The sequence below is a fragment of the Cupriavidus alkaliphilus genome (assembly GCF_900094595.1).
In the GTDB taxonomy this organism is placed as follows: Bacteria; Pseudomonadota; Gammaproteobacteria; order Burkholderiales; family Burkholderiaceae; genus Cupriavidus; species Cupriavidus alkaliphilus.
In genome coordinates this window covers 430,139-456,951 of record NZ_FMAD01000004.1, presented here as the reverse complement: position 1 = coordinate 456,951, position 26,813 = coordinate 430,139, and the positions used below count along the sequence as shown (strand labels likewise).

General features: G+C 66.3%; 23 protein-coding genes and 1 pseudogene. 15 read left to right on the top strand and 9 right to left on the bottom strand.

The genetic code is table 11. From position 1 onward, the window contains the following. Positions 1–15: 15 nt before the first annotated feature. Both GA0116996_RS11435 and GA0116996_RS11430 read right to left on the bottom strand, forming a co-directional pair. Positions 16–285: a hypothetical protein gene (locus GA0116996_RS11435; protein ID WP_141693728.1), complete on the bottom strand. Its 270-nt coding sequence runs from the start codon at positions 283–285 to the stop codon at positions 16–18. Then, the gene (locus GA0116996_RS11430; protein WP_092310903.1) at positions 282–965 is read right to left on the bottom strand and encodes an HAD family hydrolase; all 684 of its coding nucleotides are present in this window, start codon (positions 963–965) and stop codon (positions 282–284) included. Before GA0116996_RS11430 ends, GA0116996_RS11435 begins: the two co-directional genes overlap by 4 nt. Positions 966–1,075: 110 nt before the next feature. Here GA0116996_RS11430 and GA0116996_RS11425 point away from each other — a divergent pair, with 110 nt between their 5' ends. The 4 genes from GA0116996_RS11425 to GA0116996_RS11410 all read left to right on the top strand — a co-directional run bounded on the left by GA0116996_RS11425 (position 1,076) and on the right by GA0116996_RS11410 (position 5,796). Then, entirely contained in the window at positions 1,076–2,023 is a 948-nt protein-coding gene (locus GA0116996_RS11425; protein WP_092310900.1) for a LysR family transcriptional regulator, read from the top strand. Positions 2,024–2,100: 77 nt separating this feature from the next. Continuing rightward, the gene (locus GA0116996_RS11420) at positions 2,101–3,006 is read left to right on the top strand and encodes a LysR substrate-binding domain-containing protein (RefSeq protein ID WP_092310897.1); all 906 of its coding nucleotides are present in this window, start codon (positions 2,101–2,103) and stop codon (positions 3,004–3,006) included. 283 nt (positions 3,007–3,289) lie between these two features. Continuing rightward, entirely contained in the window at positions 3,290–4,792 is a 1,503-nt protein-coding gene (gene argH, locus GA0116996_RS11415) for an argininosuccinate lyase (protein WP_092310894.1), read from the top strand. 41 nt (positions 4,793–4,833) lie between these two features. Next, complete coding sequence (locus GA0116996_RS11410) at positions 4,834–5,796, top strand: Bug family tripartite tricarboxylate transporter substrate binding protein (RefSeq protein WP_092310891.1); 963 nt, start codon at positions 4,834–4,836, stop codon at positions 5,794–5,796. A 74-nt stretch (positions 5,797–5,870) separates the two neighbouring features. Here the strand turns inward: GA0116996_RS11410 and GA0116996_RS11405 are convergent, their stop codons facing one another. Together GA0116996_RS11405 and GA0116996_RS11400 are read right to left on the bottom strand one after the other, a co-directional pair. Further along, entirely contained in the window at positions 5,871–7,400 is a 1,530-nt protein-coding gene (locus tag GA0116996_RS11405; protein WP_244159813.1) for a DUF1254 domain-containing protein, read from the bottom strand. Between the two features lie 372 nt (positions 7,401–7,772). Next, positions 7,773–9,083, bottom strand: coding sequence for an MFS transporter (locus GA0116996_RS11400; protein WP_092310885.1), 1,311 nt, complete (start codon positions 9,081–9,083; stop codon positions 7,773–7,775). Positions 9,084–9,427: 344 nt separating this feature from the next. On the opposite strand from GA0116996_RS11400, the gene GA0116996_RS11395 reads away from it, so the two are divergent. After that, entirely contained in the window at positions 9,428–13,405 is a 3,978-nt protein-coding gene (locus GA0116996_RS11395; protein WP_167355495.1) for a DUF748 domain-containing protein, read from the top strand. A gap of 106 nt (positions 13,406–13,511) precedes the next feature. Continuing rightward, a complete protein-coding gene (locus tag GA0116996_RS11390; RefSeq protein ID WP_018008339.1) occupies positions 13,512–13,709 on the top strand; it encodes a rubredoxin in 198 nt (65 codons plus the stop codon). A 38-nt stretch (positions 13,710–13,747) separates the two neighbouring features. Here GA0116996_RS11390 and GA0116996_RS28615 read toward each other — a convergent pair. The 3 genes and pseudogenes from GA0116996_RS28615 to GA0116996_RS11385 form a co-directional block, all read right to left on the bottom strand. Beyond that, positions 13,748–13,900, bottom strand: a pseudogene (locus tag GA0116996_RS28615) (Zn-dependent hydrolase); the annotation flags it as partial. 21 nt (positions 13,901–13,921) lie between these two features. Further along, positions 13,922–14,086 carry a hypothetical protein gene (locus GA0116996_RS28265; protein WP_167355494.1) on the bottom strand — a complete coding sequence of 55 codons (165 nt, stop codon included), beginning with the start codon at positions 14,084–14,086 and terminating at the stop codon, positions 13,922–13,924. A gap of 44 nt (positions 14,087–14,130) precedes the next feature. Then, positions 14,131–14,310, bottom strand: a complete 180-nt coding sequence (locus GA0116996_RS11385) for a hypothetical protein (RefSeq protein ID WP_041228702.1) — start codon at positions 14,308–14,310, stop codon at positions 14,131–14,133. Between the two features lie 282 nt (positions 14,311–14,592). On the opposite strand from GA0116996_RS11385, the gene GA0116996_RS11380 reads away from it, so the two are divergent. The 6 genes from GA0116996_RS11380 (at position 14,593) to GA0116996_RS11355 (ending at position 20,226) form a co-directional block, all read left to right on the top strand. Then, positions 14,593–15,096: a hypothetical protein gene (locus GA0116996_RS11380; RefSeq protein ID WP_092310879.1), complete on the top strand. Its 504-nt coding sequence runs from the start codon at positions 14,593–14,595 to the stop codon at positions 15,094–15,096. Between the two features lie 236 nt (positions 15,097–15,332). Then, positions 15,333–16,691, top strand: coding sequence for a cytochrome c oxidase subunit II (locus GA0116996_RS11375; protein ID WP_092310877.1), 1,359 nt, complete (start codon positions 15,333–15,335; stop codon positions 16,689–16,691). A gap of 10 nt (positions 16,692–16,701) precedes the next feature. Continuing rightward, positions 16,702–18,459 carry a cytochrome c oxidase subunit I gene (ctaD, locus tag GA0116996_RS11370; protein WP_092310875.1) on the top strand — a complete coding sequence of 586 codons (1,758 nt, stop codon included), beginning with the start codon at positions 16,702–16,704 and terminating at the stop codon, positions 18,457–18,459. After that, on the top strand, positions 18,456–19,103 hold the full coding sequence (locus GA0116996_RS11365; protein WP_092310872.1) for a cytochrome c oxidase subunit 3 family protein: 648 nt from the start codon (positions 18,456–18,458) through the stop codon (positions 19,101–19,103). The genes ctaD and GA0116996_RS11365 overlap by 4 nt, the downstream gene beginning before the upstream one ends. A gap of 23 nt (positions 19,104–19,126) precedes the next feature. Then, entirely contained in the window at positions 19,127–19,843 is a 717-nt protein-coding gene (locus GA0116996_RS11360) for a heme-copper oxidase subunit III family protein (protein ID WP_092310869.1), read from the top strand. Positions 19,844–19,851: 8 nt separating this feature from the next. Beyond that, on the top strand, positions 19,852–20,226 hold the full coding sequence (locus tag GA0116996_RS11355) for a cytochrome C oxidase subunit IV family protein (protein ID WP_092310866.1): 375 nt from the start codon (positions 19,852–19,854) through the stop codon (positions 20,224–20,226). 66 nt (positions 20,227–20,292) lie between these two features. On the opposite strand, the gene GA0116996_RS11350 is transcribed toward GA0116996_RS11355, so the two are convergent. Beyond that, positions 20,293–21,720 carry an NAD-dependent succinate-semialdehyde dehydrogenase gene (locus GA0116996_RS11350; RefSeq protein WP_092310863.1) on the bottom strand — a complete coding sequence of 476 codons (1,428 nt, stop codon included), beginning with the start codon at positions 21,718–21,720 and terminating at the stop codon, positions 20,293–20,295. Positions 21,721–21,850: 130 nt separating this feature from the next. Further along, the gene (locus GA0116996_RS11345; RefSeq protein ID WP_092310860.1) at positions 21,851–22,645 is read right to left on the bottom strand and encodes an MHYT domain-containing protein; all 795 of its coding nucleotides are present in this window, start codon (positions 22,643–22,645) and stop codon (positions 21,851–21,853) included. Between the two features lie 257 nt (positions 22,646–22,902). Here GA0116996_RS11345 and GA0116996_RS11340 point away from each other — a divergent pair, with 257 nt between their 5' ends. From GA0116996_RS11340 to GA0116996_RS11330, 3 genes are all read left to right on the top strand, one after another. After that, positions 22,903–24,393 carry an MATE family efflux transporter gene (locus GA0116996_RS11340; protein WP_092310857.1) on the top strand — a complete coding sequence of 497 codons (1,491 nt, stop codon included), beginning with the start codon at positions 22,903–22,905 and terminating at the stop codon, positions 24,391–24,393. A 434-nt stretch (positions 24,394–24,827) separates the two neighbouring features. Continuing rightward, positions 24,828–25,289: a tripartite tricarboxylate transporter TctB family protein gene (locus GA0116996_RS11335; RefSeq protein ID WP_092310854.1), complete on the top strand. Its 462-nt coding sequence runs from the start codon at positions 24,828–24,830 to the stop codon at positions 25,287–25,289. 13 nt (positions 25,290–25,302) lie between these two features. After that, entirely contained in the window at positions 25,303–26,805 is a 1,503-nt protein-coding gene (locus tag GA0116996_RS11330; protein WP_092310851.1) for a tripartite tricarboxylate transporter permease, read from the top strand. Positions 26,806–26,813 lie beyond the last annotated feature (8 nt).

Genomic DNA, 26,813 nt, shown 5'->3' with positions numbered 1-26,813 from the left:
TCGTCCTTGATGGGTTCAGTCCAGGAATTGGCGCTTTGCCTTCAGCGCCGGCACGTTATCGCGCAGGCCGCGCAAGATCAGGCCCGACACCACGCCGGGCGCAGGCAGGTCGATGCCAACCGCCTGCATTTGCCGGCGCAGCTGCGGGTCCGCGGCGGCGTTTGCCATTGTTAGGGTGTGTCCCAGGAAGGCGACGCTCTGTGCCATCGCCTGCGTTGCCATCGGCCACAAGGCCACCGCGGTCATCGTCCAAAGGCGGTTCATCCTGCAAGGCATGCCGGTCATAGCGGATCTCCCTGGCGGTTGGCAGCGTGAAAGGACCGCACCCACGGCAGCGCCAACGCCAGCGTCGAAGACTCGGCTTCCGGCGCCGGCGCGCCCGCGGGCAAGGCCAGGCCGACGCGGTTATGCCAATACGTGCGCAACCTCACCGCCGAGGTGCCGAACATGTCGTAGCCGGAGCCTGCGATAAAGGCGGCATCCGCTGCCTGCGTGCCGAGCTGCGCCAGGGCGAGCTGGTAGGGGCGCGGATCCGGCTTGTAGTAACCGGCCGCTTCGGAGGTGACCACGGCATCCCAGTCGATGTCCAGCAAGGCTGCAGCACGGCGACCCAGGTGCTCGGAGCAGTTGGTCACGACTGCCAGTTTGCAGTGCGGCCGCAGCGCGTGCAGCAACTCGCGGGCGCCGTCCCAAGCAGGCAATTCGTCCCAGTGCGCTTCCAGCGCCTGCGGTGCGCTCGCGGGCAGGCCGACCTGGCCGGCAGCTTCCCGCACCAGCTGTTCATAGCCCACGTAGGCGCCACAGCCGTAAGTCCTGCGCAGGTACTCGGCGCGCCAGGCCCGGCCCGCGGCCTCGGAACCGGCGGCCGCGTTCCAGACAGTCCAGGAATCCAGTAATGCGGTGAGAAGGTCGAAAAGCACGGCACGGGGCCAGGCGGGCGACGTGTGGGGAGCGGGCTTGTCCATGAGATCCTTTGGCGAGGTGGCTTGCGCAGGGCTGTCAGAGGTTCCCAATGTAGAAACGATATGGTGACTTGTGGTTAAATTTCCGAACATCAATCGTTAAGCTGAAGTGAATGATCCAGATCGAGGACCTGCGCCTGGTCGAGGCGCTGGCTCAGTCGCCTTCGCTCAGTGCCGCGGCGCGCGCCCTGAATGTGACGCCGCCGGCCTTGTCCGCGCGCCTGCGCAAGCTGGAGTCGACCCTGGGCCTCGCGCTGGCCACCCGCACTGCCCGGCGGCTGAGCCTGACACCCGAAGGCGAACGCTTCGCGCGGGAGGGCGCGGCGCTGCTGGCCCAGCTCAACGCACTGCCCGAATCTTTCCGGCGCGAGGACAGCCGGCTCACAGGCACGCTGCGCATTGCCGCCCCCTTCGGCTACGGACGGCAACATATCGCGCCGCTGCTGGCGCGCTTTGCGCAGGCCCACACTGGCTTGCGCCTGCAGCTTGACCTGCGCGAAACGCCCTGGCCTGACCGGCACGACTCGGATGCCGTGATCCACATTGGCGCCGTGCGCGACTCATCGTGGATCGCCCGCACGCTGGCGCCCAATGCACGCTGGCTGTGCGCCAGCCCGGCTTATCTGCGCCAGCACGGCACGCCCGCCGAGCCGCGCGACCTGCTCGCGCACGCGTGCATCTGCATCCGCGAGAACGACGAAGACGTGACGCTGTGGCGCTTTCGGCGGCCCGGTACCGGCGCCGGGCGGCGCTCGTCGGCGCGCGAGACCGTGCGGGTAACGCCCGCCTACACCAGCAACGACGGCAGCGTTGCGCGCCAGTGGGCGGAGCAGGGCCTGGGGCTGGTGCTGCGTTCGGAATGGGATACGGCCGACGCTGTCGCGCACGGCAGGCTGGTGCGGGTGCTGGCCGACTGGGAGATCGACAGCGCGCCCGTGACGTTGCTGGTGCCGACGCGGCGCGGACGTACCGCCCGCGTGCAGGCCCTGATGCAGTTCCTGGAAGAGGCGCTCGGAGGCGAGAAGCGGGACAAGGCGCGCAGGGACAGGCCCGGACCATGACGCGCATAAGGGAAATTTATGAGGGCGGCGATGCCCTTCGTTGTAGGCTAGGCCCCTGAGCCTTCGCCTAGCTACCTATGCAACTGAATCCCCGCCAACTCGAAGCCTTCCGTAGCGTGATGGCCTCCGGCAGCATGACGGTGGCCGCCGAGCGGCTGAAGATCAGTCAGCCCGCGGTCAGCGCACTCATCAGGGATCTCGAGAAGAGACTGGAAATTCGCCTGTTCAGGCGGGAAGGCAATCGCCTGATTCCGGGGGCGGAAGCCCAGCGGTTGTTCCGCGAGGTGGACCGGTTCTACCAGGGCATCGAGCAGATCGAACGCGTGGCAATGGATCTCAAGTCAGCGCGCATCGGCACGCTGCGTGTGGCCTCCATGCATACGTTGGGGTTGAGCTTGCTCAGCGAAGGCGTCAGGCAGTTTTCTCTCTCCCGCCCCGAGGTGGCGATCTCGCTGGATGTGCGCAACTCTCTGGGCGTGCTGGAGCTCGCCGCTGCGCACCAGATCGATATCGGATTCGTTCAGATGTCTGGCGACGAATACCCGGGGGTCGATGTCTTCCCGCTACCAAGCGTCGCGGCGGTCTGCGTGCTCCCGCGCGGCCATGCTTTGGCGCGCAAGAGATCATTGAAGATTACCGACCTGCAAGACGAGTCGCTGATCTCCCTGAACAGCAATAGCCCGGTGCGCATGCGACTGGAGATGGAACTCGACGCCGCCGGCGTGACGTGCAAACGGTCGGTGGTCACATCGCTTGGCCACGTGGCATGCAGTCTGGTTTCAGGCGGTCTTGGCCTGGCGGTCGTCGATCCCTTCACCGCTCGCAGAGTGCGGGATCCGGGCGTGGTCTGGCGCCCGTTGTCGCCAGCCGTGCTGTTTCATTTCTCCATGGTCTTGCCCGCCCATCAACCGCGATCGAAGGTGGTCGAGGACTTTATCAAGGTGGTCAGGGAACTCTTCAAGGCGAGCGTCGACTTGCCTTAGTCCGCGGCAAGCAGCGCTGAAACTGCGCCGGCGCAGAAGATTTTCTTATATGCGTCCAACCCTGCCTGTAGTTGTGCCCGCGGGCCCGGAAATTCATCATCCAGTCATGGAATCGGACCAGCAGCACTGACCGCGGCGCGGTCTTTCGGCGAAGGTTCATTCCGATCGTTCGCTCCGCGCGACCTGCTTGCAGCGCGCCCGGCGAGGCCCCCGTCTGAACCGTTTTATGCTGGGTAGAGAAGCGCCGCCGCATGGCCGGGCGTCATTTGCCTCGCTCGTTACCATGACTACGACTTCCCACGAAACATTACTCGCCGAGGCCCGGCTAAGTTCGCCTCCCGCCGCCCGGCTGACCAAGCACTACGCCTTGCCGGGACTCGAACGCGAACGCAAGCAGTTTCACGAGTTCGTTGCCGTCGATCTGGCCCATGTCACCATGCTTGTCGAAGAAGGCATTGTTTCCGGGGAGACCGGCCGCGCCATCCTGCGGCAATTGCTGACCATCCGCCAGATGCAGCCTTCCGAGTTTCCAGTGGATGCGCGCAAAGGCAGCTTTCTGCTGCAGGTCGAGTCGTATCTGTTCAACGCTGTCGGTGAGGACGTGGGTGGCCAGATGCATACCGGCCGCAGCCGGATTGACCAGGGTGCCACGGTACGTCGCCTGTACAAGCGCAACCGCATCCTGGACGTGATGGACCAACTGAACGCGTTCCAGGATGCGCTTGCCGAGCAGGCGCGCCGTCATGCGCACACCATCATGCCCGGCTACACGCATATGCAGCAGGCCCAGCCCTGGGTGTTCGGACATTATCTGCTGAGCTTCAGTTCGCGCCTGCATGACAGCTTTGAGCGCCTGGCTCAAGCCTATGGACGCGTGAATCGCAATCCATTGGGAACGGTCGGCCTTGTCGGTACCTCGTGGCCGCTCAACCGCGCGCGCACCACGGAGCTGCTCGGGTTCGATGGCCAGGTCGAAAACTCAAAACTTGGCCGTGAAGCGTTTGATGCGGCGGATGCCATCTGCGCGCTGTCGTTCATCATGGCCGATCTGAACGATCTGGCTACCGACCTGCATATCTGGTCCAGCACCGAGTTCGGACTGGTGGAATCCGACGATAGCTACAGCGGTACGAGCAGCATTTTTCCGCAAAAGAAGAACCCGGTCGCCCTGGAAACCATCAGGAGGGCCGCCGGCCCGGCCGTGACGTGGCTGGGAGCTGCCCTGGCTACGTTCCGCGCGGAGGGAACGGGCGATCAGGCCATGCGCAGCGTCTCTCATATCGATGAAGCCCTGGCAACGACCGAGAGCATGCTGGATCTGTTCACCGGCGTCATCGAAACGTTGATCGTGCACCAGGATCGCATGTCCGAATCGCTCAAGGGGAGCTGGTGCACGTCGAGCAATCTTGCGGATCTGATCGTGCGTGAGCGACGCCTGTCCTTCCGCCAGGTGCACCACATCGTCGCCCGCGCAGTGCGCAACTGCGTGGCGCAAGCATTGCGCGCCGATCAACTGACCAGTGCGCGTCTGGACGAAGCTGCGCTCGAAACGGTTGGTGTCGCATTGAATCTGGGCGACACCGCGGTACGCGACGCGCTCGACCCGGTTCGCTTTGTCGAAACCCGGATTACAGATGGCAGCGTAGGGCCGCACCAGGTTGCAAGACTGCTGGCGCGCGCGGCGCAGGAGCGTGCGGCGGATCAACAATGGGTACGTGACGCACGCCACCGCTTGAGCCGGGCGCAACTCGCACTCGACGAAGCCGTGGGCAAGCTGGTGGCCTAAGAGCAAGTACTCAAGAAGAGATACTGAAGGAGACGCAGGTTATGTTGAAATCAAAGTGTATCGCCTTGTTCATGTCCGTCTCGGCGCTCTCCCTGAGCGTTCGCGCAGAGACCTATCCGTCCAGACCGATCACGCTGGTGGTGCCTTTTGCCGCGGGCGGTACGGTGAACATGATGGGGCGTCTGGTGGCCGAGCATATGGGAGAAAAACTCGGCCAGCCGGTTGTCGTCGACAACAAGGCCGGCGCCGGTGGCGCGATCGGCGCCGGATTCGTCGCCAAGGCCGCCCCGGACGGATATACGCTGCTGCTGGGGTCGATGGGTCAAGCCGTTCAGTCGCTGCTGACCAGGCGGCTACCGTACGATCCCAAGAAGCTGGTCCCGGTCGCGCTGTTCTCGACCGTGTCGAATGTGCTGGCCGTCTCCGCCACCGCTCCCGCGAAAAGCGTCACGGACCTGATCGGCTATTCGAAGGCGAACCCCGGCAAGCTGAACATGGCATCGGCCGGCGTGGGCTCGATCAATCATCTGATCGGTGAACTGTTCATGTCCAGAACCGGAGCCAGCTTCGTGCACGTGCCGTACAAGGGCGCAGGCCCGGCCGGCGTTGATCTGCTCTCGGGACAGGTACAACTGATCTTCGCGAACCTGCCGAACGTGCTGCCTTATGCCAAGGCAGGAAAGGTCCGTCTGCTCGCAGTCGCCAGCGAAAGGCGTGACCCCGCCATTCCCGACGTCCCAACCTTTGCCGAGGCAGGTGTAAAAGATGCGGTGGTCGAATCGTGGTACGGCTTGATGGCGCCTGCCGGTACCAAACCAGAGGTCGTCAAGCAGCTGCAGGATACCTTGCTGACCGTGACCAGGGACAAGCGATTCATTTCCCAGCTGGCGGAGCAGGGCGCACGACCGTACCCCGGATCCGGCGCGGACATGGCCCAGCTCATGGAAAAGGAAGGAACACGCTGGCGCGAGGTGATCGACCAGGCCAGGATCTCGCTGGACTGAATCGTTACGCTGCCGGGCAGAGGCGGCGCGCCGCGGTGCAGTGTCATCGATACTTCATCGCACAGAGAGACACATCAGCCGACACGCTGGATATCCGGCAGCTTCCAGGACTTGTCGAACCAGGGCTGCAGCGGACCGTACAGGCGGAAAATCGTAAACCAACTCTTGCCCGGAACCGTCTGCACCCAGTTTTCAACATTAGCGGGTCGCTCAGGGCTGAAGTAGACATCCACGCTGCCGTCCGGATTCGACTTCGGTCTGGTCTGGCTGGAGAGGCTGGGGAACCGCTGGTCCGTTTGCAGCATGGAGCGCGTCTGTGTGTCATATAGGACAACCGACCAGAAATCCTTGACCGGCACCTTGGCGGGTACGCGCAAACGATAGGTCTTTGCACCATCGAACGGCTGGCCGCTCGCATCCAGATTGGCCGTTGCGTATTGTGAACCGACCCCCGGCATCGCCACGGCCATTGCCGGTGTGTTGACCGTGGCCGCATAGAAGAACAGGGTCCGCGCGTCGAAATTGCGGGCCCCGCCCCTGGTCAGCCATTCGTAGCTGCCGCCGATGAACGGTGTATTCCAGTGGGCATCCGGATAGATCTTCGCTTCCTTGGCGCGGTTGCGAAAATCAATCGAACGGGCAATGGCGTTCCCGGTGGCGACTGCGTCGGTGAGGATTTTCTTCATGCGGGCATCGGGCGCAAAGGGCTGGCCCTTGACCAGTCCGATGGCATTAAAGATGCCCATCATGTCGGGGCCGTAGGAATCCTCCGGTTCTTCCTGGATGATCTGGTCAACCTCGGAAAAGAAGCTGAAATCGTTGGCGTGCACCGTATTCATTTCCCGGCCAGAAAGCTCGACGAATTTTGGCGCGTGCGGCCGGCCAGCCTCGGCGAGCGGGTAGACGCGCATGTGTTGCCGGATGCTGTCCACTGCCGCCCGGGTCGACCCGTCCTTCATAAAGCCGCGACCCAGCACCAGGTTGCCGTAGGTCGGGGATTTGAAGGTGAAATAGCCTTTCGGCACGGTACCCTTGTAATCCGGCGGCAGGATCAGGTACTTCCCGCCCTTGCCCTTGTCAGGGCCGGCATTGCCCAGGTCGGCAACATAGCGGAACCAGAAGTCATTAACCACGCCCAGCACGCCAGGCGGACTCTCGATGACGATGGGTCCGTTCCTGAGGTCAATCCAGGTTGCGTAGTAAATGCTTTCGGTATTGGCCGTCAGGTACAGCGACCTTGAATCCATCAGGTCCTGAAAGATGCCGATGGTCCCGTTGACTGCGCCGACGGCACGACTGCCGGTGCGCAGGGCCACCATGGAGGCGCCGGGAATACCGTTGAGAAAGGCTTCGATGCCGCGGCTGAAATCCAGCTGGTCATAGACCCTGGTTGCGGTTTCCTCGGTCGGCACACCGTCGAAGAAGCGCAGCGTGCCGATGCGTGTTTCAACCTTGTCCGGCGTCGTGATCTGCGGCGGAATCGGCGTCGTCATCTTGTACGTTCGCTGCTCGGCCCGGGCGGGCACGGTGGCGAGCATGGCTATCGCGACGGCCAATACGGCCCTCTTCAGTACTCTCGGGGTGCGGTGCGGGCCGTTCGACATGAACTCCTCCTTGCGCAAATCGTTTCCGGATCGGCGGCTTCGGGCCTTTTGCCAGAAAATCCTGCCCGGGACTGGGACGCGGGCGACCCCGAGGAGCCATCCCAGGGGTATACGTCTGTCACGGCACATTGGCACAACGACGTTACGGATCATCCCTTAAGGATCTTTTGTTCGGCAATTGAAAGATTTAGTGTTGCGAAGTAAAAGATCCCTCAGCAAGGTATTGCGGGGCGCGATCGCATTTGATGCGTGAATTCGGCGCAATCAAGCGTTATTTGGTGCTGTCGGTCTGCAGGGCAGGTGGGTGCCCGTCGGTCCGCGCAAAAAAAGGAGGGCGCCCGCCCTCCCTTCTTGCCTGTCGCAACGGCGGTATCACCCCCGCGACCGGTCCTTGACGAACAGCGCCGTCACCATGCCAAGCACGCACAGCGCCACCACATAGTGCGCGGGCGCCAGCGGATCGTTCTTCAGCATCAGCGTCACCACCATCGGCGTCAGGCCGCCGAAGATCGCATAGGACACGTTGTAGGAGAACGATAGCCCCGAGAACCGCACCTGCGCGGGGAACGCGTTGACCAGCACGAACGGCACCGCGCCGATGGTGCCGACCAGGAAGCCCGCCAGCGCATAGAGCGGCAGCAGCAGGTCGGGGCGGGTGAAGATGGTGGTGTAGAACGCGTAGGCGCAGACCGCCAGCAGCAGGCCGCCGAAGAACAGCGTGCGGCGCGCGCCGATGCGGTCGGCCAGCGCGCCCGAGACGATGCAGCCGAACGTCAGGCACAGCGTGGCCACGCTGTTGGCGACCAGCGCCGTGCGCGCGTCGAAGCCATACAGCTTCTGCAGGAAGGTGGGCGTCATCAGGATCACCACCACGATGCCGGCCGACAACATCCAGGTCAGCAGCATCGATACCGCGACGCTGCCGCCGTGGTCGCGCATCACCGACTTCAGCGGCATTTCGGCAGCCAGCGCCTTGCGCTGCTGCAATTCGGCAAAGACCGGCGTCTCATGCAGCCAGCGCCGCAGGTACATCGAGGCGATGCCGAACACGCCGCCGATCAGGAACGGCACCCGCCAGCCGTAGTCGGCCAGTTCGGACGGGGTGAACACCGTATTGATGCCGGTTGCCACCAGCGAGCCCAGCAGGATGCCGGCGGTCAGCCCCGCCGTCAGCGTGCCGCAGGCATAGCCGACATGGCGCGCCGGCACGTGCTCTGAGACGAAGACCCAGGCGCCCGGCACTTCGCCGCCGACGGCCGCGCCTTGCAGGATGCGCAGCACCAGCAGCAGCACCGGCGCGGCCAGCCCGATCGACTGGTAGGTCGGCATCAGCCCCATCAGCAGCGTGGGCACGGACATCAGCAGGATCGACAGCGTGAACATCTTCTTGCGGCCGAGCAGGTCGCCGAAGTGCGCCATGATGATGCCGCCCAGCGGCCGCGCCAGGTAACCGGCCGCGAAAATGCCGAAGGTCTGCAGCTGGCGCAGCCAGTCGGGCACTGACGGCGGGAAGAACAGCTGCCCGATCACCGTCGCGAAGAAGACGAAGATGATGAAGTCGTAGAATTCGAGCGCGCCGCCCAGGGCGGCAAGGGAAAGGGTCTTGTAATCCTGGCCGGTGAGCGCGCGCGCGCCGGCGCGCGGCGTGCCGACACCCGCGGCGGTACTGCTGGTGGTAGACATGGAATGGACTCGCATGGAAGAGAACGCATGCGAAGCGCGCAGCACGGAATAACGTGATGGGTGTGGCCGGAGGGTACAGCGCAGGGGAGGCAGGCACGACGCGGCGGGTAAGCCACAGGCTTGCGACGGGACGCTTCGCAAAGGACGTAAAGATACCAGATCGGCGCACGGGCCGTTGAGCGGTCAAAACCGGCGCCGACCAGCGGCAGTCACGCGCGAGAGCCGCGCCGGGCCCAATTTCTTTGCTTTGTCCTGAACCGTTGCCATAATGTCGAAAAATGTGAAATCCGGGGCACAAAGCAGCGTGCAGCGCCGGGTTGCGGGGTCGGAATTTCTGGAACGTCATGGCATTCAAGCAATCCATCCAGGTGGCAGCCACGGTGGCTGCCACGCCGCGCGGCCGGCTGGCCGTGCGCATTGCGGGCGGCGTGGCGGCGGCGCTGGCGGTGTTCGGGCTGGCGGGGTATTTCGGCGGCCCGCCGCTGATCAAGTACCTGGTCGAAAAGAACGCGACCGAGGCGCTCGGGCGCAAGGTCACGCTGGGGCAGGCGCATGTGCGGCCGTTCGAACTGGCGGCCACGCTGACCGACCTGACCATTTACGAGCGCGATGGCAAAACGCCGGCGCTGACGCTGGGCGAGGCGCAGGCCAATACCTCGCTGGCCTCCATCTGGCATCTGGCACCGGTGGTGGACAACCTGCATGTCGACCGCCTGGCCGTGCACGTTGTGCGCGGCGCCGACGGGCGCATGAGCTTTGCCGATGTGCAGGAGAAGTTCGCGGCGCTGCCGCCCAAGCCGGCCGATGCCGAGCCGGCGCGCTTCTCGGTGAACAACATCGCGGTTACGGGCAGCAGCCTGCGCTATGACGACAAGCTGCTCGACACCACGCTGCGCGTCGACAACCTGACGCTGACGCTGCCGTTCCTTTCCAACCTGCCGCACGACGTCGAGATCGTGACCCGCCCCACGCTGAGCGCCAAGGTCAACGGCACGCCGCTGGCACTGGACGGCGAGGTGCTGCCCTTTGCCGATTCACGCCAGACCCGGCTCAACGTCAACCTGGACGGGCTCGAGGTGGCGCGGATGATGGCGTTTGCGCCGGCTTTGCGCGATGCCGAGGTCAAGTCCGGCAAGCTCGATACGCGGCTGACGGTGGCGTTCCGCCAGCAAAAGGACACGCAGGAGATGGTGGTGATGGGCACCGCCGCGCTGCGCGATGCCGACGTGCGCACGCACGCCGGCCAGCCGCTGGTCCGCAGCGGCAAGCTGGCGGTCGATATCGCCAGGCTGGAGCCGCTGGCGCATCGCGCGCAGCTGCGCAGCGTCGAGATCGAAGGACTGGCGGTGGAGGCGGCGCGGCGCGCGGACGGCTCGCTGAACCTGGCCACGGCTTTCCTGCCGCAGGCGGTGAGCCGGTCCACCGATGGCGTGGCGCCGGCACCCGCGCCGGCCTCGGCCCCGGCTGCCGCTTCGGCCGCACCGGCCGCCCCGGCGACGGCCGCGTCCAAGGAAGTGCCGTGGCGCTACGCCGTCGACCGCATCGTCCTCAGGCAGGCCCGGCTGGGCTTCGAGGACGCGCTGGCGCCGTCGGGGCCCGGCAAGCTCGCGCTCGGGCCGCTCGATGCCGAGGTCAAGGGCTTTGCCGGCACCGACGGCGACAAGCCCGTGCGCGTCGAGGCCACGCTTGCGGTGGCCGACGGCCAGACTCTGCACCACACCGGCGACCTGCTGCTGCGCGACGGCTCGATGGCCGGCACCCTGGAAACCACCGGCTTGCGCCCGCAGGGGTTTGCCGCCTGGTGGCCGCGCGAGCTGCGCAGCCAGTTCGGCACCACCGCGGTCAATGCGGAACTGCACTACCGCATGGCGTGGGGCACGCCGCAGTTCCAGTTCGTGCTGGAAAAATCGAGGCTGGAGCTGGCACCGCTGTACCTCGCCACGCGCGACCCGGTGGTGATGCCGGCGGCCGCCGCGCCGCGCGGCAGCGAAGCCAACGCGCATGCCGGAGACAGGCCGCAGGGCGCCGGCCGCAGCACGCGTGAGCGCGCCGGCGACCGCAGCAGTGGCCGGGATGGTGCCGCGCTGCCGCTGCTGCAGGCGCAGAAGCTGGTGCTGGACGATATCCAGTTCGACCTCGCCAAACAGACCTTTGCCACCAGCCAGGTCACGCTGGCGCAGCCGCAGATCGCCGCCACGCGCGACCATCGCGGCGAACTGCTCGAGATGGCGCGGCTGTGGGCGAGCGAATCCGCGCAGCAGGCGCGCGCCGCGCCGCGGCGCACGGCCCCGGCCAGCGCCAATGGTGCCAACGGCGCTGCTGCCGGCGGCGGCTGGAAGGCCAATATCGGCAAGGTCGTGGTGGAAGGCGGCAGCGCCCGCCTGGCGGACTACCAGCCGGCGCAGGCCAACCGCGGCCGCCCGGTGATCCACCAGTTCCGCAATATCGGGCTGAGCACCGGCGCCGTGGCCTGGCCGCTGACGCCGGCGGCGGTGCCGGTCAAGCTGCATGCCGAATCCGGCCGCCGCGGCGTGATCGGCCTCGATGGCACCGTGCTGCCGGCGCTGCCGGCCAGCCGGCTGCAGCTGGACCTGCGCCAGGTCGACGTGAGCCCGTTGCAGCCTTACCTGGCCGACCGCTTCAACGCCGCGCTGCGCAGCGGCACGCTCACGGTCAAGGGCCGGCTCAATGTCGATGCGCCCGCCGGCAAGCCGCTTGCCGCGCATTTCAACGGCAATGTGCAGACCGGCAATGTGCGCACGGTGGACCGCGTCAGCGGCGACGACTTCCTGCGCTGGCGCTCGCTGGCAGTGTCGGGAATCGACTTTGCGATGGACGAGAGCAAGGGCCCGATGCGCGTCAGCCTGGGCAATATTGCGCTGTCCGACTTCTACGCCCGCGTGATCCTGAACGCAAACGGGCGCCTGAACCTGCAAGACGTGCTGGCCGGCGGCGCGGAGAAGGGCGAGGCCGCACCGTCGACCAGCCTGACCCAGGCCAACCCGGCCTCGGCGCCGGCCTCGGCGTCGGCCGCGCCGGTGCAGGTCGGCGACACACGTACCGCCCAGGTCGAGCAGAAGCCGGGCGGGCCCAAGCCGCAGATCCGCATTGGCGGGGTCTCGGTCGACAAGGGCAACATCAATTTCTCGGACTTCTTCGTCAAGCCCAACTACACCGCCAACCTGACCGGCATGAAGGGCTCGGTGTCCAAGGTGTCGTCGGGCGATCCCACGCCGGCCGACCTGGTGCTGGACGGCCGCATCGACGACGATGCGCCGGTCAATATCAGCGGCAAGCTCAATCCGCTGGGCGAGCAGTTGTTCCTCGATATCGCCGCCAAGGCCGCGGGCGTGGAACTGACGCGGCTCACCCCCTATGCCGCCAAGTACGCAGGCTATCCCATTACCAAGGGCAAGCTGACCGTCGACCTGGCCTACAAGATCGAGAACGGCAAGCTCGATGCGCGCAACCACCTGTTCCTCGACCAGCTGACCTTCGGCGAGCGCGTCGACAGCCCCGATGCGACCAAGCTGCCGGTGCTGCTGGCGGTGTCGCTGCTCAAGGACCGCAACGGCGTGATCGACGTGAACCTGCCGGTGTCGGGCTCGCTGTCGGATCCGGAGTTCAGCATCGGCGGCGTGATCGTGCGCGTGATCGTCAACCTGCTGACCAAGGCGATCACGTCGCCGTTCTCGCTGATCGCCTCGGCCTTCGGCGGCAGCGGCGAGGAGCTGGGCTATGTCGAGTTCGCGCCCGGCACCGCCACCCTGACCCCGGCGGCGAAGGACAAGATCGCCAAGCTGGGCCAGGCGCTCAATGACCGGCCCTCGCTGCGGCTGGAAATCAGCGGCCGCATCGATCCCGCCACCGACGAGGCCGGCGCGCGCCGCGCCTGGCTGGATGCGCGCGTGGCCGAGCAGAAGCGCCGCGACCTGCGCGACAACGCGCAGGCCGGCGCCGAGGCCGGCGACGACGAAGCCGGCGAACAGGGCGCCGAGGTCAAGGTATCGAAGGCCGAATACCCGAAATACCTGGAGCAGGTCTACAAGCGCACTTCGATGAAGAAGCCGCGCAACTTCGTCGGCTTTGCCAAGACCCTGCCGCCCGAGGAGATGGAAAAGCTGCTGATGGCCAACGCCACCGTGACCGAGGCCGACCTGAAGCGCCTGGCCGAGCAGCGCGCGCTGGTGGTCAAGCAGGCGCTCGAACGCGAAGGCAAGGTGCCGGAAAGCCGGCTGTTCCTGACCGCGCCCAAGCTCAGCGCCGAGGGCCTCAAGGACAAGGGCACGCCCAACCGCGTGGACTTTTCCGTCCGCGGCTAGTCCGGGTGGCGGCGCCGCAACCTGCGGCGCCGCCACGGGCCCAGCGCCGAAAACCGGTATGATTCGGCCCGGACAATCCGTTACATCGCCGAACCAGGAGTGAATTTTGCAGCAGGAGCCAATGGAAGCCGCCGTCGCCTACAAGACGTGGGTGTGCGTGATCTGTGGCTGGGTGTACGACGAAGAGCAGGGCTGGCCGGAAGACGGCATCGCCCCCGGCACGCGCTGGGAGGACATCCCCGATGACTGGCGTTGCCCGGAATGCGACGTTGGCAAGGGCGAATTCGCCATGATCGAGCTGTAACGCGGCAGGCACTTCTTAGTTGTGATTTTCTGGCGGGCTTACCACTGAGCCTGGGCCACCATAACCACAAACAGCACGGTGGTGGCGGGCCGGGCGTCCTCGATCTCGTTGTGGCTCATGCCGTCCTTGCACGGCACGAAGATCATCGCCGTCGGCTGCGAGTTCCGAAGGGCGCAAGCGTGACTCCCGGACGCCGCGGGGGCGCTGGTCGCTCAGCCGTGCCTGCGCGGCGCGTGCCGGCTCAACCCCGCGCGCTGACGCTGCGCCATGCAGCGCCGATACCGCATCGTATGCGGACGGCTGCAGCGCCACAGCGCCCAGAATACGGTAATGCACAGCAACGCCGCCATCATGACGGCAAGCAGGCCGATCGACATGGCGGCCCTCCTCCCGGCTGGGTGTCGAGCAGACCCCAGCGGAGTCAGATCAGCAGCGGTAATGCCTCCAGCACCAGCACCGCGACCAGTGCGCCGATCAGCGCGCCCATGGTGCGGCAACTGATGCGCAGGAACTTGGCGGTCACCGGGATCGAGCCCATGGCGATCACGCCTACCAGCGCCATCGGAATCAGGAATACAAGATCATGCGCGGTGAAGTGCATGGCGGTCTCCTGTCTCTCTCTTTTGTGATTCCAGTATAGGCAGTGTGTGCCGTATGGATGGTGTGCGCATCGGGATTGTCCCCGATGCGGCGCTTGTCCTTGTCCCGGCAGGTATCGGAGCCCGCACTTGCACGGGCCGGGCCGTTGCGCGACGTACGCAATCCGAGCCTTTTTTCGGCTTGCCGCTCTCGAAGCGCTGAACCCGTGTCCTATGCTGAGCAGAGACGCGGGGCGTGTTTCCCCTTTCGTGCGATGCCCCGCCGACGAGAGACGGAGGTGGTTATGGAACTTCACATGCGATCGCACCACTACGTGCGGCGCCTGCCGGACTGGACCGCGGCAGCGGTTTCGGGCCTGGCGGCGGGCGCGTTGCTGCTGGTGCTGGAACTGTTCTGGTCGTCGATGGTGTCGGGCGTGAACCCCTGGGTGGCGACGCGCATGATCGCGGCGATCGTGATGGGGCCTGAGGTGCTGCAGACCTCGCTGTTCAGCGTCGGCACCGTGGCCGCGGCGCTGGTGATCCACTTCGTGCTGGGCGCCGTGCTGGGCATGATCCTGGCGGCAATCCTGGCGCCGTTCACGCTCGATTCCAGCCTGGGCCTGGCCATGCTGGCGGGCGCGGTGTTCGGGGTGGTGGTCTACGTCTTCAATTTCTATGTGATGACGCGGGCGTTCCCGTGGTTTGTCGAGGTGCGCGGCTGGCATACCTTGGTCGGACACCTGATTTTCGGCATCGCGGCGGCGGCGTGTTACTGGAAGCTGGAAAGCAAGGACGTGTCGCACTGAGCCGAAGCCGGCCGGATGCGGCCGATACGCGGCCAGTACACGGCCGGGCACAAAGCGCCGCAGCGGCGGCGGGGATCACGGGTTCCCGCCGCCGCTTTTTCCTTGCGCGCGCGCTTGTGCAGTGCGACACCGATGCGCCGGCGTGTCGCCTTGCAGTGACCTGACGGCATGCACTAGTCTTATCTCTACCTGCGTGACTTGCGCATCCCTCGCCGCGCGCGAGGAGGAGGGTGGATATGGCGATGGCCATCGCACTCGTCGTCATGGTTGCCGCATCGGTGCTCTTCCATTTCCTGAGCCCGTGGTGGGCAACGCCGCTGGCGTCCAACTGGAAACAGATGGACGACACGCTGACCATTACCCTCGTCATCACCGGCATCTTCTTTATCGGCATCAACCTGTTCGTCGGCTACATCGTCTGGCGCTTCCGCCATGATGCGCCGCATCCCAACGGCGGCAGCGGCCACCGAGCGTCCTATCACCCCGAAAACAGCAGGCTGGAACTGTGGCTGATCGGCGGCACCACGCTGGGCGTGATCTTGCTGCTGGCGCCGGGTTTGTTCGTCTACGCCGACTACGTGCGCCCGCCGCGCGAGGCGATGGTGATGGAAGTGGTCGGGCAGCAGTGGTCGTGGGCCTTCCGCTTTCCCGGCAAGAGCGGGCAGCTGGGCGCTTCCGACGCGCGCTTCGTCACCGGCGCCAATCCGCTCGGGCTGGACCCGGACGATCCGCGCGGGCTCGACAACATCGTTATCGTCGGCCCGGAGGTGCACCTGCCGCTGAACCAGCCGGTCAAGGTGCTGCTGCGCTCCAAGGACGTGCTGCATGACTTCTACGTGCCGCCGTTCCGCGCGCGCATGAATATGGTGCCGGGCATGGTGACGTCATTCTGGTTCACGCCGACGCAGACGGGACGCTTCGACATCCTGTGCGCGCAGCTGTGCGGCGTGGGGCATTACAACATGCGCGGCACGGTGGTGGTGGAAGAGCCGGCCGCGTTCGAGGCGTGGCTGGCAAAGCAGCAGACCTTTGCCATGACGCTGGCGAAGGCCGCGGCGCCACCCGCTGCGATGGCCGCGGCAGCGCCAGGTGCCGCGGGCGCGGCCGGCACCATCGAGAAGGGCCGCGCGCTGGCGCAGAGCAAGGGCTGCGTCGGCTGCCACAGCATCGACGGCAATCCGGGCGTGGGGCCGACCTGGAAGGGACTGTACGGCAAGACCGAAAGCTTTGCCGACGGCAGCAGCGCCAGGGTGGACGATGCCTTCCTGCACAAGGAGATTGCGGACCCGCATGCGCGGCTGGTCAAGGGCTACGGTCCGGTGATGCCGAAGGTGCCGATCAGCGACGACGAGGTCGCGGCGCTGACCGCGTATATCAAGTCGGTCAGCAGCGGCGCGGCCGACGCCGGCACGGTGGCGCCGGTCGCTCCCGCGGACGTGCCGCCGGGGCCAGCAGCCGCCACCAGCGCCGCCACGACCGCGGCGGCGGGTTCGGCAGCACCCGCGGCCACGGCCGGCGCCGCGTCCGGCACCTATACCACTTCGACGGCCGTCGCGGTGCCGCCCACGGCTGCGCCCGCGCCGCCGCGCCAGTGAGGAGACCCGCATGGCCTACGCCGATGACGCCGCCCATCATGCGCCGCAGAGCTTCTGGACGCGCTATGTCTGGAGCCAGGACCACAAGGTCATCGCCGTGCAATACACCATCGTGGCGATCGTGGTGGGCCTGGTGGGCGTGGCGCTGTCGAACCTGATGCGCATGCAGCTGGGCTTCCCGGGCCGCTTCGAGTTTATCGACGTCAACCGCTACTACCAGTTCGTCACCATGCACGGCATGATCATGGTGATCTACCTGCTGACCGCGCTGTTCCTGGGCGGTTTCGGCAACTACCTGATCCCGCTGATGGTGGGGGCACGCGACATGGTGTTCCCCTTCCTCAACATGCTCAGCTTCTGGGTCTACCTGCTGTCGGTGATCGTGCTGCTGGCCAGCTTCTTCGTGCCGGGCGGGCCCACCGGCGCGGGCTGGACGCTGTATCCGCCGCAGGCCATCCTGCCCGGCACGCCGGGGCACGACTGGGGCATCATCCTGATGCTGGTATCGCTGGCGATCTTCATTGTCGCGGCGACGATGGGCGGGCTCAACTACGTCACCACCGTGCTGCAGGCGCGCACCGAGGGCATGACGCTGCTGCGCATGCCGCTGTCGGTGTGGGGCATCTTCATGGCGACCATCCTCGCGCTGCTGGCGTTTCCGGCGCTGTTCGTGTCGGCGGTGATGATGCTGCTCGACAAGACCATGGGCACCAGCTTCTTCATGCCGGCGATGGTGTCGATGGGGCAGCAGCTGCAGTACAAGGGCGGCAGCCCGCTGCTGTTCCAGCACCTGTTCTGGTTCTTCGGCCACCCCGAGGTCTATATCGTCGCGCTGCCGGCCTTCGGCATCGTCTCGGACCTGATCAGCGTGCATTCGCGCAAGAGCATCTTCGGCTACCGCACCATGGTCTGGGCGATCCTGGCGATCGGCGTGCTGTCGGTGGTGGTGTGGGCGCACCATATGTTCGTCAGCGGCATGAACCCGTATTTCGGCTTCTTCTTCGCCACCACCACGCTGATCATCGCGATCCCGACCGCGATCAAGGTCTACAACTGGGTCATCACGCTATGGCGCGGCGATATCCATTTCACCGTGCCGATGCTGTTCGCCATCGCCTTCATCAGCACTTTCATCATCGGCGGGCTGACCGGGCTGTTCCTGGGCAACGTCAGCGTCGATATCCCGCTGTCGAATACCTACTTCGTGGTGGCGCACTTCCACATGGTGATGGGCGTGTCGCCGATCCTGGTGGTGTTCGGCGGGCTCTACCACTGGTATCCCAAGGTGACGGGGCGGATGCTGGACGACAGGATGGGCAACATCCACTTCTGGGTGACCTTCGTCGGCACCTATGCCATCTTCTTCCCGATGCACTACCTGGGCGTGCTCGGCATGCCGCGGCGCTACTACGCCTGGGAGAACTACGCCTTTATCCCGGAATCCGCGCATGTGATGAACATGTATATCTCGGTGGCCGCGTTCGTGGTCGCCACGGCGCAGCTGATCTTTGTCTTCAACCTGTTCTGGAGCCTGCGGCACGGGCGCAAGGCCGATGGCAACCCGTGGCGCGCGGCCTCGCTGGAATGGCAGACGCCGCAGACCCCGCCCGCGCACGGCAACTGGGGCCCGCACCTGCCGGTGGTGTACCGCTGGGCCTATGCCTACAGCGTGCCGGGCGCGCGCGACGACTTTATCGCCCAGAACGCGCCGCCGGAAGAAGGCGGGCCGGAGCCTGAACCGCACGCCAGCCGTGGAGCCGTAGCATGAACGCCGACGCCGTCTACAAGGTCAGCCGCGACGACTTCGGCGGCAACCCGTCCGGCGAGAACGCCGCCAACCGCCATCCGCAGCGCCGCGCACCCGCCAGCATCGGCCTGTGGGTGTTCATGGGCGTGGTCACGTCGCTGTTCGCGCTGTTCCTGACGGCCTACGCGCTGCGCATGGACAGCCCCGACTGGCACCGCATCGCGCTGCCGTGGCAGGTATGGCTGTCGACCGCGCTGCTGGCCGCGGGCAGTGTGGCGATGGCGGTGGCCTCGCGCGCGGCGGGCCGGGGCGAGATGGCCGCGGCCAGGCGCGCGCTGCGCCTGGGCGGGCTGGGGGCGGCCGCTTTCGTCGCCTCGCAGCTGTGGGCATGGCAGGCGCTCGGCGCGATGCAGGTGATGCCGGCCGGCAATCCGGCCGGCAGCTTCTTCTACCTGCTGACCGCGATGCACGGGCTGCACGTGCTGGGCGGCCTGGCTGGCTGGGGCTTCGCCATGACGGCGCGCGGCAGCGGCGAGGCCGCGGTGCTGCGCCTGCGGCTGTGCGCGCGCTACTGGCATTTCCTGCTGGCGGTGTGGGCGGTGCTGCTGGCGGCGCTGGGATGGCTCACGCCCGAACTGGTGCGCTACATCTGCGGCACGGCCTAGCGCCGGCGGCAAGGAGGACCGGCATGTCCACGCAACTGTCTTCACCATCGGCCGCCCCCGCGGTCGCGCCCGCGCCGCCCGCGCCGCCGCTCGGCGGCGTGCGCGGCATGCTGGCCGACTGGTCGGCGGACCAGCAGGCCTTCAAGGTGTCGTGGGGCAAGGCGATGATGTGGATCTTCCTGCTGTCCGACACCTTCGTCTTCAGCTGCTTCCTGACCGGCTACATGACCGTGCGCATGTCGACCACGGTGCCGTGGCCCAACCCGAGCGAGGTGTTCGCGCTGCACGTGGGCGGCGCCGACATCCCGCTGCTGCTGATCGCCATCATGACCTTCGTGCTGATCACCAGCAGCGGCACCATGGCGATGGCGGTCAACTTTGCCTACCGCCGCGCGCGCCGCGAATGCGCGACGCTGATGTTCATCACCGCGGCGTTCGGCGCGCTGTTCGTCGGCATGCAGGCCTTCGAATGGACCAAGCTGATCGTCGACGAGGGCGTGCGGCCGTGGGGCAACCCGATGGGGGCGGCGCAGTTCGGCTCCACCTTCTTCATGATCACGGGCTTCCACGGCCTGCATGTGTCATGCGGCGTGATCTACCTGCTGGTGGTGGCCACGCGCGTGCTGCGCGGGCGCTACGAAGCGACCGGCAACTACCAGATCGTCGAGATTGCCGGCCTGTACTGGCACTTCGTCGACCTGGTATGGGTGTTCATCTTTGCGCTGTTCTATCTCTGGTGAGGGTGGCCATGGCATCGAACCCTGCAACCCCCGCGGCGCCTGCAACGCCTGCGCATGCCGCTGGCGGGGACGCCGCGCACCACGGCCAGCAGCATCCGATCGGGCTGTACCTGAAGATCTGGCTGCTGCTGTTCGTGCTGTCCGCGCTGTCGTACATGGTCGATTACTTCCATGTCAGCGGCTACCTGCGCTGGACCCTGATCCTGCTGTTCATGTCGCTGAAGGCCGGGTTGATCGTGGCGGTGTTCATGCACATGGCATGGGAGCGCATGGCGCTGATCTGCGCCATCCTGATCCCGCCGCTGTGCCTGCTGGTGCTGGTCTGGCTGATGGCGGAAGAAGCGAATCATACGTTCCTGACGCGCGGCATCTTCTTCCGCTGACGGGGAGGCGCCGCCGGCCCCGGGGAGGGAGCCGGCGGCACGCCGCCTTGGACGGTGCCCGGGCGCTCAGGCCTGGGTGATGAACTTGGTCACCAGGTAGCCGTCGAAGGTCTCCAGGCCGCCTTCGCTGCCGATGCCCGAATCCTTGATGCCGCCGAACGGGGTCTCGGCCAGCGCCATGCCGAAGTGGTTGATGTTGACCATGCCGGCTTCGAGGCCATTCGACACCTCGGTCGCGGTCTTCAGCGAGTTGGTGAACACATACGATGCCAGGCCGAAGGGCAGGCTGTTGGCGCGGCGCAGCACCTCGGCGGTGTCCTTGAAGCGCGTCACCGGCGCTACCGGGCCGAACGGCTCGTCGGTCATCAGGCGCGAGTCGTCGGGCAGGTCGGTGACCACGGTGGGGGCGAAGAAGTATCCCTTGTCACCCAGGCGCGAGCCGCCCGCCACCACCTTGCCGCCACGCTGGCTGGCATCGTCGAGGAACTGCTCCATCGACAGCACGCGGCGCTCATGCGCCAGCGGGCCCATCTGGGTGCCGTCTTCCAGGCCGTTGCCGACCTTGATCGAGCCGATCACCTCGGTAAAGCGCGCCAGGAAGCGGTCATAGGCCTTCTCCTGGACGTAGAAGCGCGTGGGCGACACGCACACCTGGCCGGCGTTGCGCAGCTTGAAGCGCGCCAGCATCTCGGCGGCCGGGTCGATGTCGGCATCGTCGAACACCAGCACCGGCGAATGCCCGCCCAGCTCCATGGTCACGCGCTTCATGTGCGCGCCGGCCAGCGCCGCCAGCTGCTTGCCCACCGGCACCGAGCCGGTGAAGGAGATCTTGCGCACGATCGGCGATTCGATCAGGTAGGTCGAGACCTCGGCCGGCACGCCCCAGACGATGTTGAGCACGCCCGGGGGCAGGCCGGCATCGTGAAACAGCTGCGCCAGCGCCACCACCGCGCTGGGCGAGTCCTCCGGTCCCTTCAGGATCAGCGTGCAGCCCGCGCCCACCGCGGCGACGATCTTGCGGATGGCCTGGTTGAAGGGGAAATTCCACGGCGTGAACGCGGCGCAGACGCCGATCGGCTCGCGCACCACCAGCTGGCGCACATTGGGCTGGCGCGGCGGGATCACGCGGCCGTAGATGCGGCGGCATTCCTCCGCGTGCCAGTCGGCGTGCTCGGCGCAGACCATGATCTCGCCGACTGCCTCAGCCAGCGGCTTGCCCTGGTCCAGCGTGATATTGCGGCCGATGTCGCGGGCGCGCTCACGGGCGAGCTCGCCGACGCGGCGCAGAATCTTGCCGCGCTCCAGCGGCGAGGTCTTCTTCCAGGTTTCGAAGGCGCGCTGCGCGGCGGCCAGGGCGCGGTCCAGGTCGGCGCGCGTGGCGTGCGGCAGCTGGCCCAGCACTTCCTGCGTGGCCGGGTTGATGACCTCCTGCTCGCGCCGGTCGCCTCCCTTGATGAATTCCCCGTCGATATAGAGGGCGAGATCCTGGTACATGCGTGTTCTCCTGGTGGGCGGTGAAACCGCAAGCTTAACCCGGCCGCCGCGTTCATGCAGCGCGCCGGGTGCCGGCCCGCCAGGAATGTGCGGGAACGGGCGCGCTGGGCGCCGGCCCGTTCGTCCGCGGTCAGGCGGAATCGCGGGTGCGTGCCATGGCGGGGGTTCCGGCCACGGCGCCGGTGCGCGTGGCCTCCACCACCAGGATCACCAGCAGCGTGATCAGGCTCAGCCCGAACACCGCATAGCCGATGCTGTCGCCCTCGATCGCAAACAGGCTGGGCGCGTAGGTCGGGCTGGTGCAGATCATGGTGCCGGCCGACATGCCGGTGTAGTGCATGCCGCAGACTGCCACTCCCATCACCACGGCCGCCGCCAGCTGCTTGCCGCCGGTCTTCACCGTGACGGCCAGCCACAGCGCCACCACCGACACCACCACCGCGATCACCACCGACAGCCCGATGATGGCGAGATCCCAGTCGAAGCGGGTATTGGAGCGGATCGCCGCCATGCCGGTGTAGTGCATCGCCACCACGCCCAGTCCGGTCAGTACGCCGCCCTGCACCACGTTGCCGGTACGGCTGCCGCGCGGCCGCGACGCGATTGCCAGGCCCGCGCCGGCCAGCACCATCACCACCAGCAGCGAGGCCAGCGTGGTGAACAGCCCGAACTCGCGGTGGGTCGGGGTCTGGTAGGCGACCATGCCGATGAAATGCATCGACCAGACCGCGCCGCCGCCCAGCGCCACGCTGGCGCACAGCAGCCGGTCGACGTCCAGGCGCCCGTCGGGCTGTCGCACCCGGCGCGACCAGCGCAGGCCGACGTAGGCGCCGCACACCGAGATCAGGAAAGACAGGCCCACCATCGGCCAGTCATAGGCAAACGGCACCAGGGCGCCGGCAACAGGCTCGAAACCGACAAACATGACCCCACCTCCTTGTTTTGACAGCGACGGAAGGCGCTCGCGCAGGTCGGATCCATCCGGATAAGCCCGAACAATCCCGGATATCACCGTCCGGCAGCCGGCCCGGGACGCGCTGGTCCCTTGCGGAGTATGGGGTCGCCGGCCATCGCCGGAAAATAACTCATTCAGGTAAAAAACGGCGCGAGACGCAGCCTGGCGTGCTTGAAGCGCCCTGTAGGCAGGCATAGACTGGGCGGATTTCCGCCAGCCGACGCCCCATGAAGCCCGATGCCAGACTGACCACCGGCCCGATCGGCCGGACCTTGCTGCTGTTCTCGCTGCCGGTGCTCGGCAGCAACATCCTGCAGTCGCTGAACGCCTCGATCAACTCGGTCTGGGTCGGGCGCTTCCTGGGCGAGGCCGCGCTGACCGCCACCTCCAACGCCAACATCATCCTGTTCTTCCTGCTCGGCGTGGTGTTCGGCATCAGCATGGCCAACACCATCATGATCGGCCAGGCCGTCGGCGCGCGCGACGTCGACGAGGCGCGCCGCGTGGTGGGTACCAGCACCACTTTCTTCGTCGCGCTGTCGGTGCTGGCCTCGGCGTTCGGCTATTTCTACACCCCCGACATCCTGGCAGCGATGCGGACCCCGCCCGACGCCGCGCCGCTGGCGGTGGCCTATCTGCGCATCATTTTCCTGGCGCTGCCGTTCATGTACTTCTACAACTTCGTGATGATGACGCTGCGCGGCGCCGGCGATTCGCGCACGCCGTTCTGGTTCATGCTGCTGTCGGTGGTGCTGGACGTGGTGCTCAACCCGGTGCTGATCTTCGGCGTGGGCCCGATCCCCGCCATGGGCATCGCCGGCTCGGCGCTGGCCACGCTGATCGCCCAGCTCGCGAGCCTGGCGGCGATGATGGCGCTGCTGTACCGGCGTCGGCATTTCCTGCTGCTGCATCGCGGCCAGCTGGCGCTGCTGGTGCCGGCCCCGGCGATCCTGCGCGCGCTGGTGGTCAAGGGCCTGCCGATGGGCCTGCAGATGGTGGTGATCTCGTCGTCCGCGATCGTGATGATGGCGCTGGTCAACGCCTATGGCTCGCAGACCACCGCCGCATATGGCGTGGCGTCGCAGCTGTGGACCTATGTGCAGATGCCCGCGCTGGCGGTGGGCGCCAGCGTGTCGTCGATGGTGGCGCAGAACGTCGGCGCCGGGCTGTGGCAGCGCGTGGCGCGCATCACGCGCATGGGGCTGCTGTTCAACGTGGCCATGACCGGCGCGCTGGTGGCGCTGATCTACCTGTTCAACCGCCATTCGCTGGGCCTGTTCCTCGGCACCGACGGCGTCGCCATCGGCATCGCCCAGCATATCAACGTGGTGGTGCTGTGGTCGTTCATCCTGTTCGGCTTCACCATCGTCATCTTCGGCACGGTGCGCGCCACCGGCGCGGTGATGGCGCCGCTGGTGATCCTGTTCCTGTCGATGTGGGTGATCCGGCTGCCGTTCGCGTGGGCGCTGGGCCCGCGCATCGGCGCCGACGCGATCTGGTGGAGCTTCCCGCTCGGCTCGGTGGTGTCGCTGGCGCTGGCGCTCGGCTACTACCGCTTCGGCAACTGGCGTGGCAGCCAGATCCTGCCCGCCGTGGCGCATCCCGCGGAGGCGGTGGGGCAGGCGCCCGATACCAGCATGGGCACGCCCTGTGAAGACGCCGGCGAGGTTGTCGATGCGGCGAGCAGCGCCAGGCCAGCTGCCGAAGCCGCTCGCTGATTGCTCTGCGACGTCCGCATTGAAAGCCTTCCGAAAGATCGATGTGTCATCGTGTCATCGCTGGCACTCCCTCCCAGCGCGCGCGTGCCCGCCGACCCGGCAGCGGCGCGCGTCTTTGCGGCCGCACCCTTGCGTCGATGCAAGGGTGCGCGCCGTCTTGTTTCGCCTGACGTTCCTGTCGAGTCTCCGTTCGGATTCCTTGCGTCCAAATACATCACAACGTGATGTATTTGCGCATGCGCCATCGCCGGATTTGCCTTGTTTTAAGGGGTTATTGGTAAATACCCCTAAAACCGGACAAATGAAAGGCACCTGAAAGATCACGTCTCTAAGGTTCGGGTCAACCGTCGGGAAGCATGCCGTCCTGCATGCGCGGCGCGCCTGAGCCAGTGCGCCCCCGGCACGGCATTTCGTGAACTTTGAGGAGAATCGTTTTGCGCATACGCAGCCAAAAGGACTTTGCCTCCGGCCTGATGTTCATCCTGGTCGGGCTGGGCTTTTCCTGGGTCGCTCGCGGCTATTCCATGGGGACGGCCGCCAAGATGGGACCCGGATATTTTCCATTCCTGCTGGGCCTGGTGCTTGCCGTGCTGGGCGCGGTGGTGTTGCTGACTTCGATGTCGCCGAAGGGCGAGCAAGACCATCTGGCGCGCTGGGACCTGAAGACCCTGCTGTGGATCCTGGGCTCGGTGGTGCTGTTCGGCCTGCTGCTCAAGCCGCTGGGCATGGTGCTGTCGGTGTTCGTGCTGGTGCTGGTGTCGTCGATGGCGAGCCATGAGTTCAGCTGGAAGGGCGCGCTGCTCAACGCGGTGGTGCTGGTGCTGATCAGCCTGGGCGCGTTCGTGTACGGCATCAACCTGCAGATGCCGGTGTGGCCGGCCTTCATCACCGGTTAAGGAGCGCCGCATCATGGAATTGTTTGAACACCTCGCGCTGGGCTTCTCCACGGCGCTGTCGCTGCAGAACCTGGCCTATGCCTTCCTGGGCTGCGTGCTGGGGACACTGATCGGCGTACTGCCGGGCCTGGGGCCGCTGGCCACCATCGCCATGCTGCTGCCGATCACCTACACGCTGCCGCCGGTGGCCGCGCTGATCATGCTGGCCGGCATCTACTACGGTGCGCAGTATGGTGGCTCGACCACCGCCATCCTGGTGAACCTGCCCGGTGAATCGTCGTCGGTGGTGACCACCATCGACGGCTACCAGATGGCGCGGCGGGGACGAGCGGGGGTGGCGCTGGCGACAGCGGGTCTGGGCTCGTTCTTCGCCGGCTGCGTGGCCACGCTGATCCTGGCCGCCTTCGCCACGCCGCTGTCGGAAATCGCCTTCAAGTTCGGCCCGGCCGAATACTTCTCGCTGATGGTGCTGGGGCTGATCGGTGCCGTGGTGCTGGCTTCCGGCTCGCTGCCCAAGGCGATCGCGATGATCGTGCTGGGCCTGCTGCTGGGCCTGATCGGCACCGACGTCAACTCGGGCGCCGCGCGCTTCTCGTTCGACGTGCCGGAGCTGACCGACGGCATCGACTTCGTGGCGCTGGCGATGGGCATGTTCGGCTTTGCCGAGATCATCGCCAACCTGGAGCAGAAGGAAGCCCGCGAGACCTTCACCAACAAGGTCACCAACCTGTTCCCGACCCGCGAAGACTTCAAGCGCATGATCCCGGCCGTGCTGCGCGGCACCGCGCTGGGTTCGGCGCTGGGCATCCTGCCGGGCGGCGGCGCTTCGCTGGCTTCGTTCGCGGCGTACTCGCTCGAGAAGAAGACGTCCAAGAACGCGCACGAATTCGGCAAGGGCGCGATCGAAGGCGTGGCCGGTCCGGAATCGGCCAACAACGCCGCGGCGCAGACCTCGTTCATCCCGCTGCTGACGCTGGGCATCCCGCCCAACGCGGTGATGGCGCTGATGGTGGGGGCGATGACTATCCACAACATCCAGCCCGGCCCGCAGGTGATGACCAGCAACCCGTCGCTGTTCTGGGGCCTGATCGCCTCGATGTGGATCGGCAACCTGATGCTGATCATCCTGAACCTGCCGATGATCGGCATCTGGGTGAAGCTGCTGACCGTGCCGTACCGCTTCCTGTACCCGGCGATCCTGGTGTTCTGCGGCATCGGCGTGTACTCGGTCAACAACCAGACCTTCGACGTGTTCATGGCCGCCGGCTTCGGCGTGATCGGCTACCTGTTCCTGAAGCTGAAGTGCGAACCCGCGCCGCTGCTGCTCGGCTTCGTGCTCGGGCCGATGATGGAAGAAAACTTCCGCCGCACGCTGCTGCTGTCGCGTGGCGACTTCAGCGTGTTCGTGACCCGGCCGCTGTCGGTGGGCCTGCTGATCGCAGCCGCCGCGCTGGTGGCAGTGGTGGCGCTGCCGTCGATCAAGGCCAAGCGCGAGGAAGCGTTCCAGGAAGACTAGCGCCAGCG

Coding starts and splice junctions, on each gene's coding strand:
- GA0116996_RS11340 (WP_092310857.1), top strand. CDS start 22,903: ATGAAGCCCGATGCCAGACTGACCACCGGCCCGATCGGCCGGACCTTG.
- GA0116996_RS28265 (WP_167355494.1), bottom strand. CDS start 14,086: ATGTCGATCGGCCTGCTTGCCGTCATGATGGCGGCGTTGCTGTGCATT.
- GA0116996_RS11425 (WP_092310900.1), top strand. CDS start 1,076: ATGATCCAGATCGAGGACCTGCGCCTGGTCGAGGCGCTGGCTCAGTCG.
- GA0116996_RS11375 (WP_092310877.1), top strand. CDS start 15,333: ATGGCGATGGCCATCGCACTCGTCGTCATGGTTGCCGCATCGGTGCTC.
- ctaD (WP_092310875.1), top strand. CDS start 16,702: ATGGCCTACGCCGATGACGCCGCCCATCATGCGCCGCAGAGCTTCTGG.
- GA0116996_RS11330 (WP_092310851.1), top strand. CDS start 25,303: ATGGAATTGTTTGAACACCTCGCGCTGGGCTTCTCCACGGCGCTGTCG.
- argH (WP_092310894.1), top strand. CDS start 3,290: ATGACTACGACTTCCCACGAAACATTACTCGCCGAGGCCCGGCTAAGT.
- GA0116996_RS11380 (WP_092310879.1), top strand. CDS start 14,593: ATGGAACTTCACATGCGATCGCACCACTACGTGCGGCGCCTGCCGGAC.
- GA0116996_RS11405 (WP_244159813.1), bottom strand. CDS start 7,400: ATGTCGAACGGCCCGCACCGCACCCCGAGAGTACTGAAGAGGGCCGTA.
- GA0116996_RS11355 (WP_092310866.1), top strand. CDS start 19,852: ATGGCATCGAACCCTGCAACCCCCGCGGCGCCTGCAACGCCTGCGCAT.
- GA0116996_RS11410 (WP_092310891.1), top strand. CDS start 4,834: ATGTTGAAATCAAAGTGTATCGCCTTGTTCATGTCCGTCTCGGCGCTC.
- GA0116996_RS11365 (WP_092310872.1), top strand. CDS start 18,456: ATGAACGCCGACGCCGTCTACAAGGTCAGCCGCGACGACTTCGGCGGC.
- GA0116996_RS11420 (WP_092310897.1), top strand. CDS start 2,101: ATGCAACTGAATCCCCGCCAACTCGAAGCCTTCCGTAGCGTGATGGCC.
- GA0116996_RS11430 (WP_092310903.1), bottom strand. CDS start 965: ATGGACAAGCCCGCTCCCCACACGTCGCCCGCCTGGCCCCGTGCCGTG.
- GA0116996_RS11395 (WP_167355495.1), top strand. CDS start 9,428: ATGGCATTCAAGCAATCCATCCAGGTGGCAGCCACGGTGGCTGCCACG.
- GA0116996_RS11400 (WP_092310885.1), bottom strand. CDS start 9,083: ATGTCTACCACCAGCAGTACCGCCGCGGGTGTCGGCACGCCGCGCGCC.
- GA0116996_RS11435 (WP_141693728.1), bottom strand. CDS start 285: ATGACCGGCATGCCTTGCAGGATGAACCGCCTTTGGACGATGACCGCG.
- GA0116996_RS11360 (WP_092310869.1), top strand. CDS start 19,127: ATGTCCACGCAACTGTCTTCACCATCGGCCGCCCCCGCGGTCGCGCCC.
- GA0116996_RS11345 (WP_092310860.1), bottom strand. CDS start 22,645: ATGTTTGTCGGTTTCGAGCCTGTTGCCGGCGCCCTGGTGCCGTTTGCC.
- GA0116996_RS11385 (WP_041228702.1), bottom strand. CDS start 14,310: ATGCACTTCACCGCGCATGATCTTGTATTCCTGATTCCGATGGCGCTG.
- GA0116996_RS11350 (WP_092310863.1), bottom strand. CDS start 21,720: ATGTACCAGGATCTCGCCCTCTATATCGACGGGGAATTCATCAAGGGA.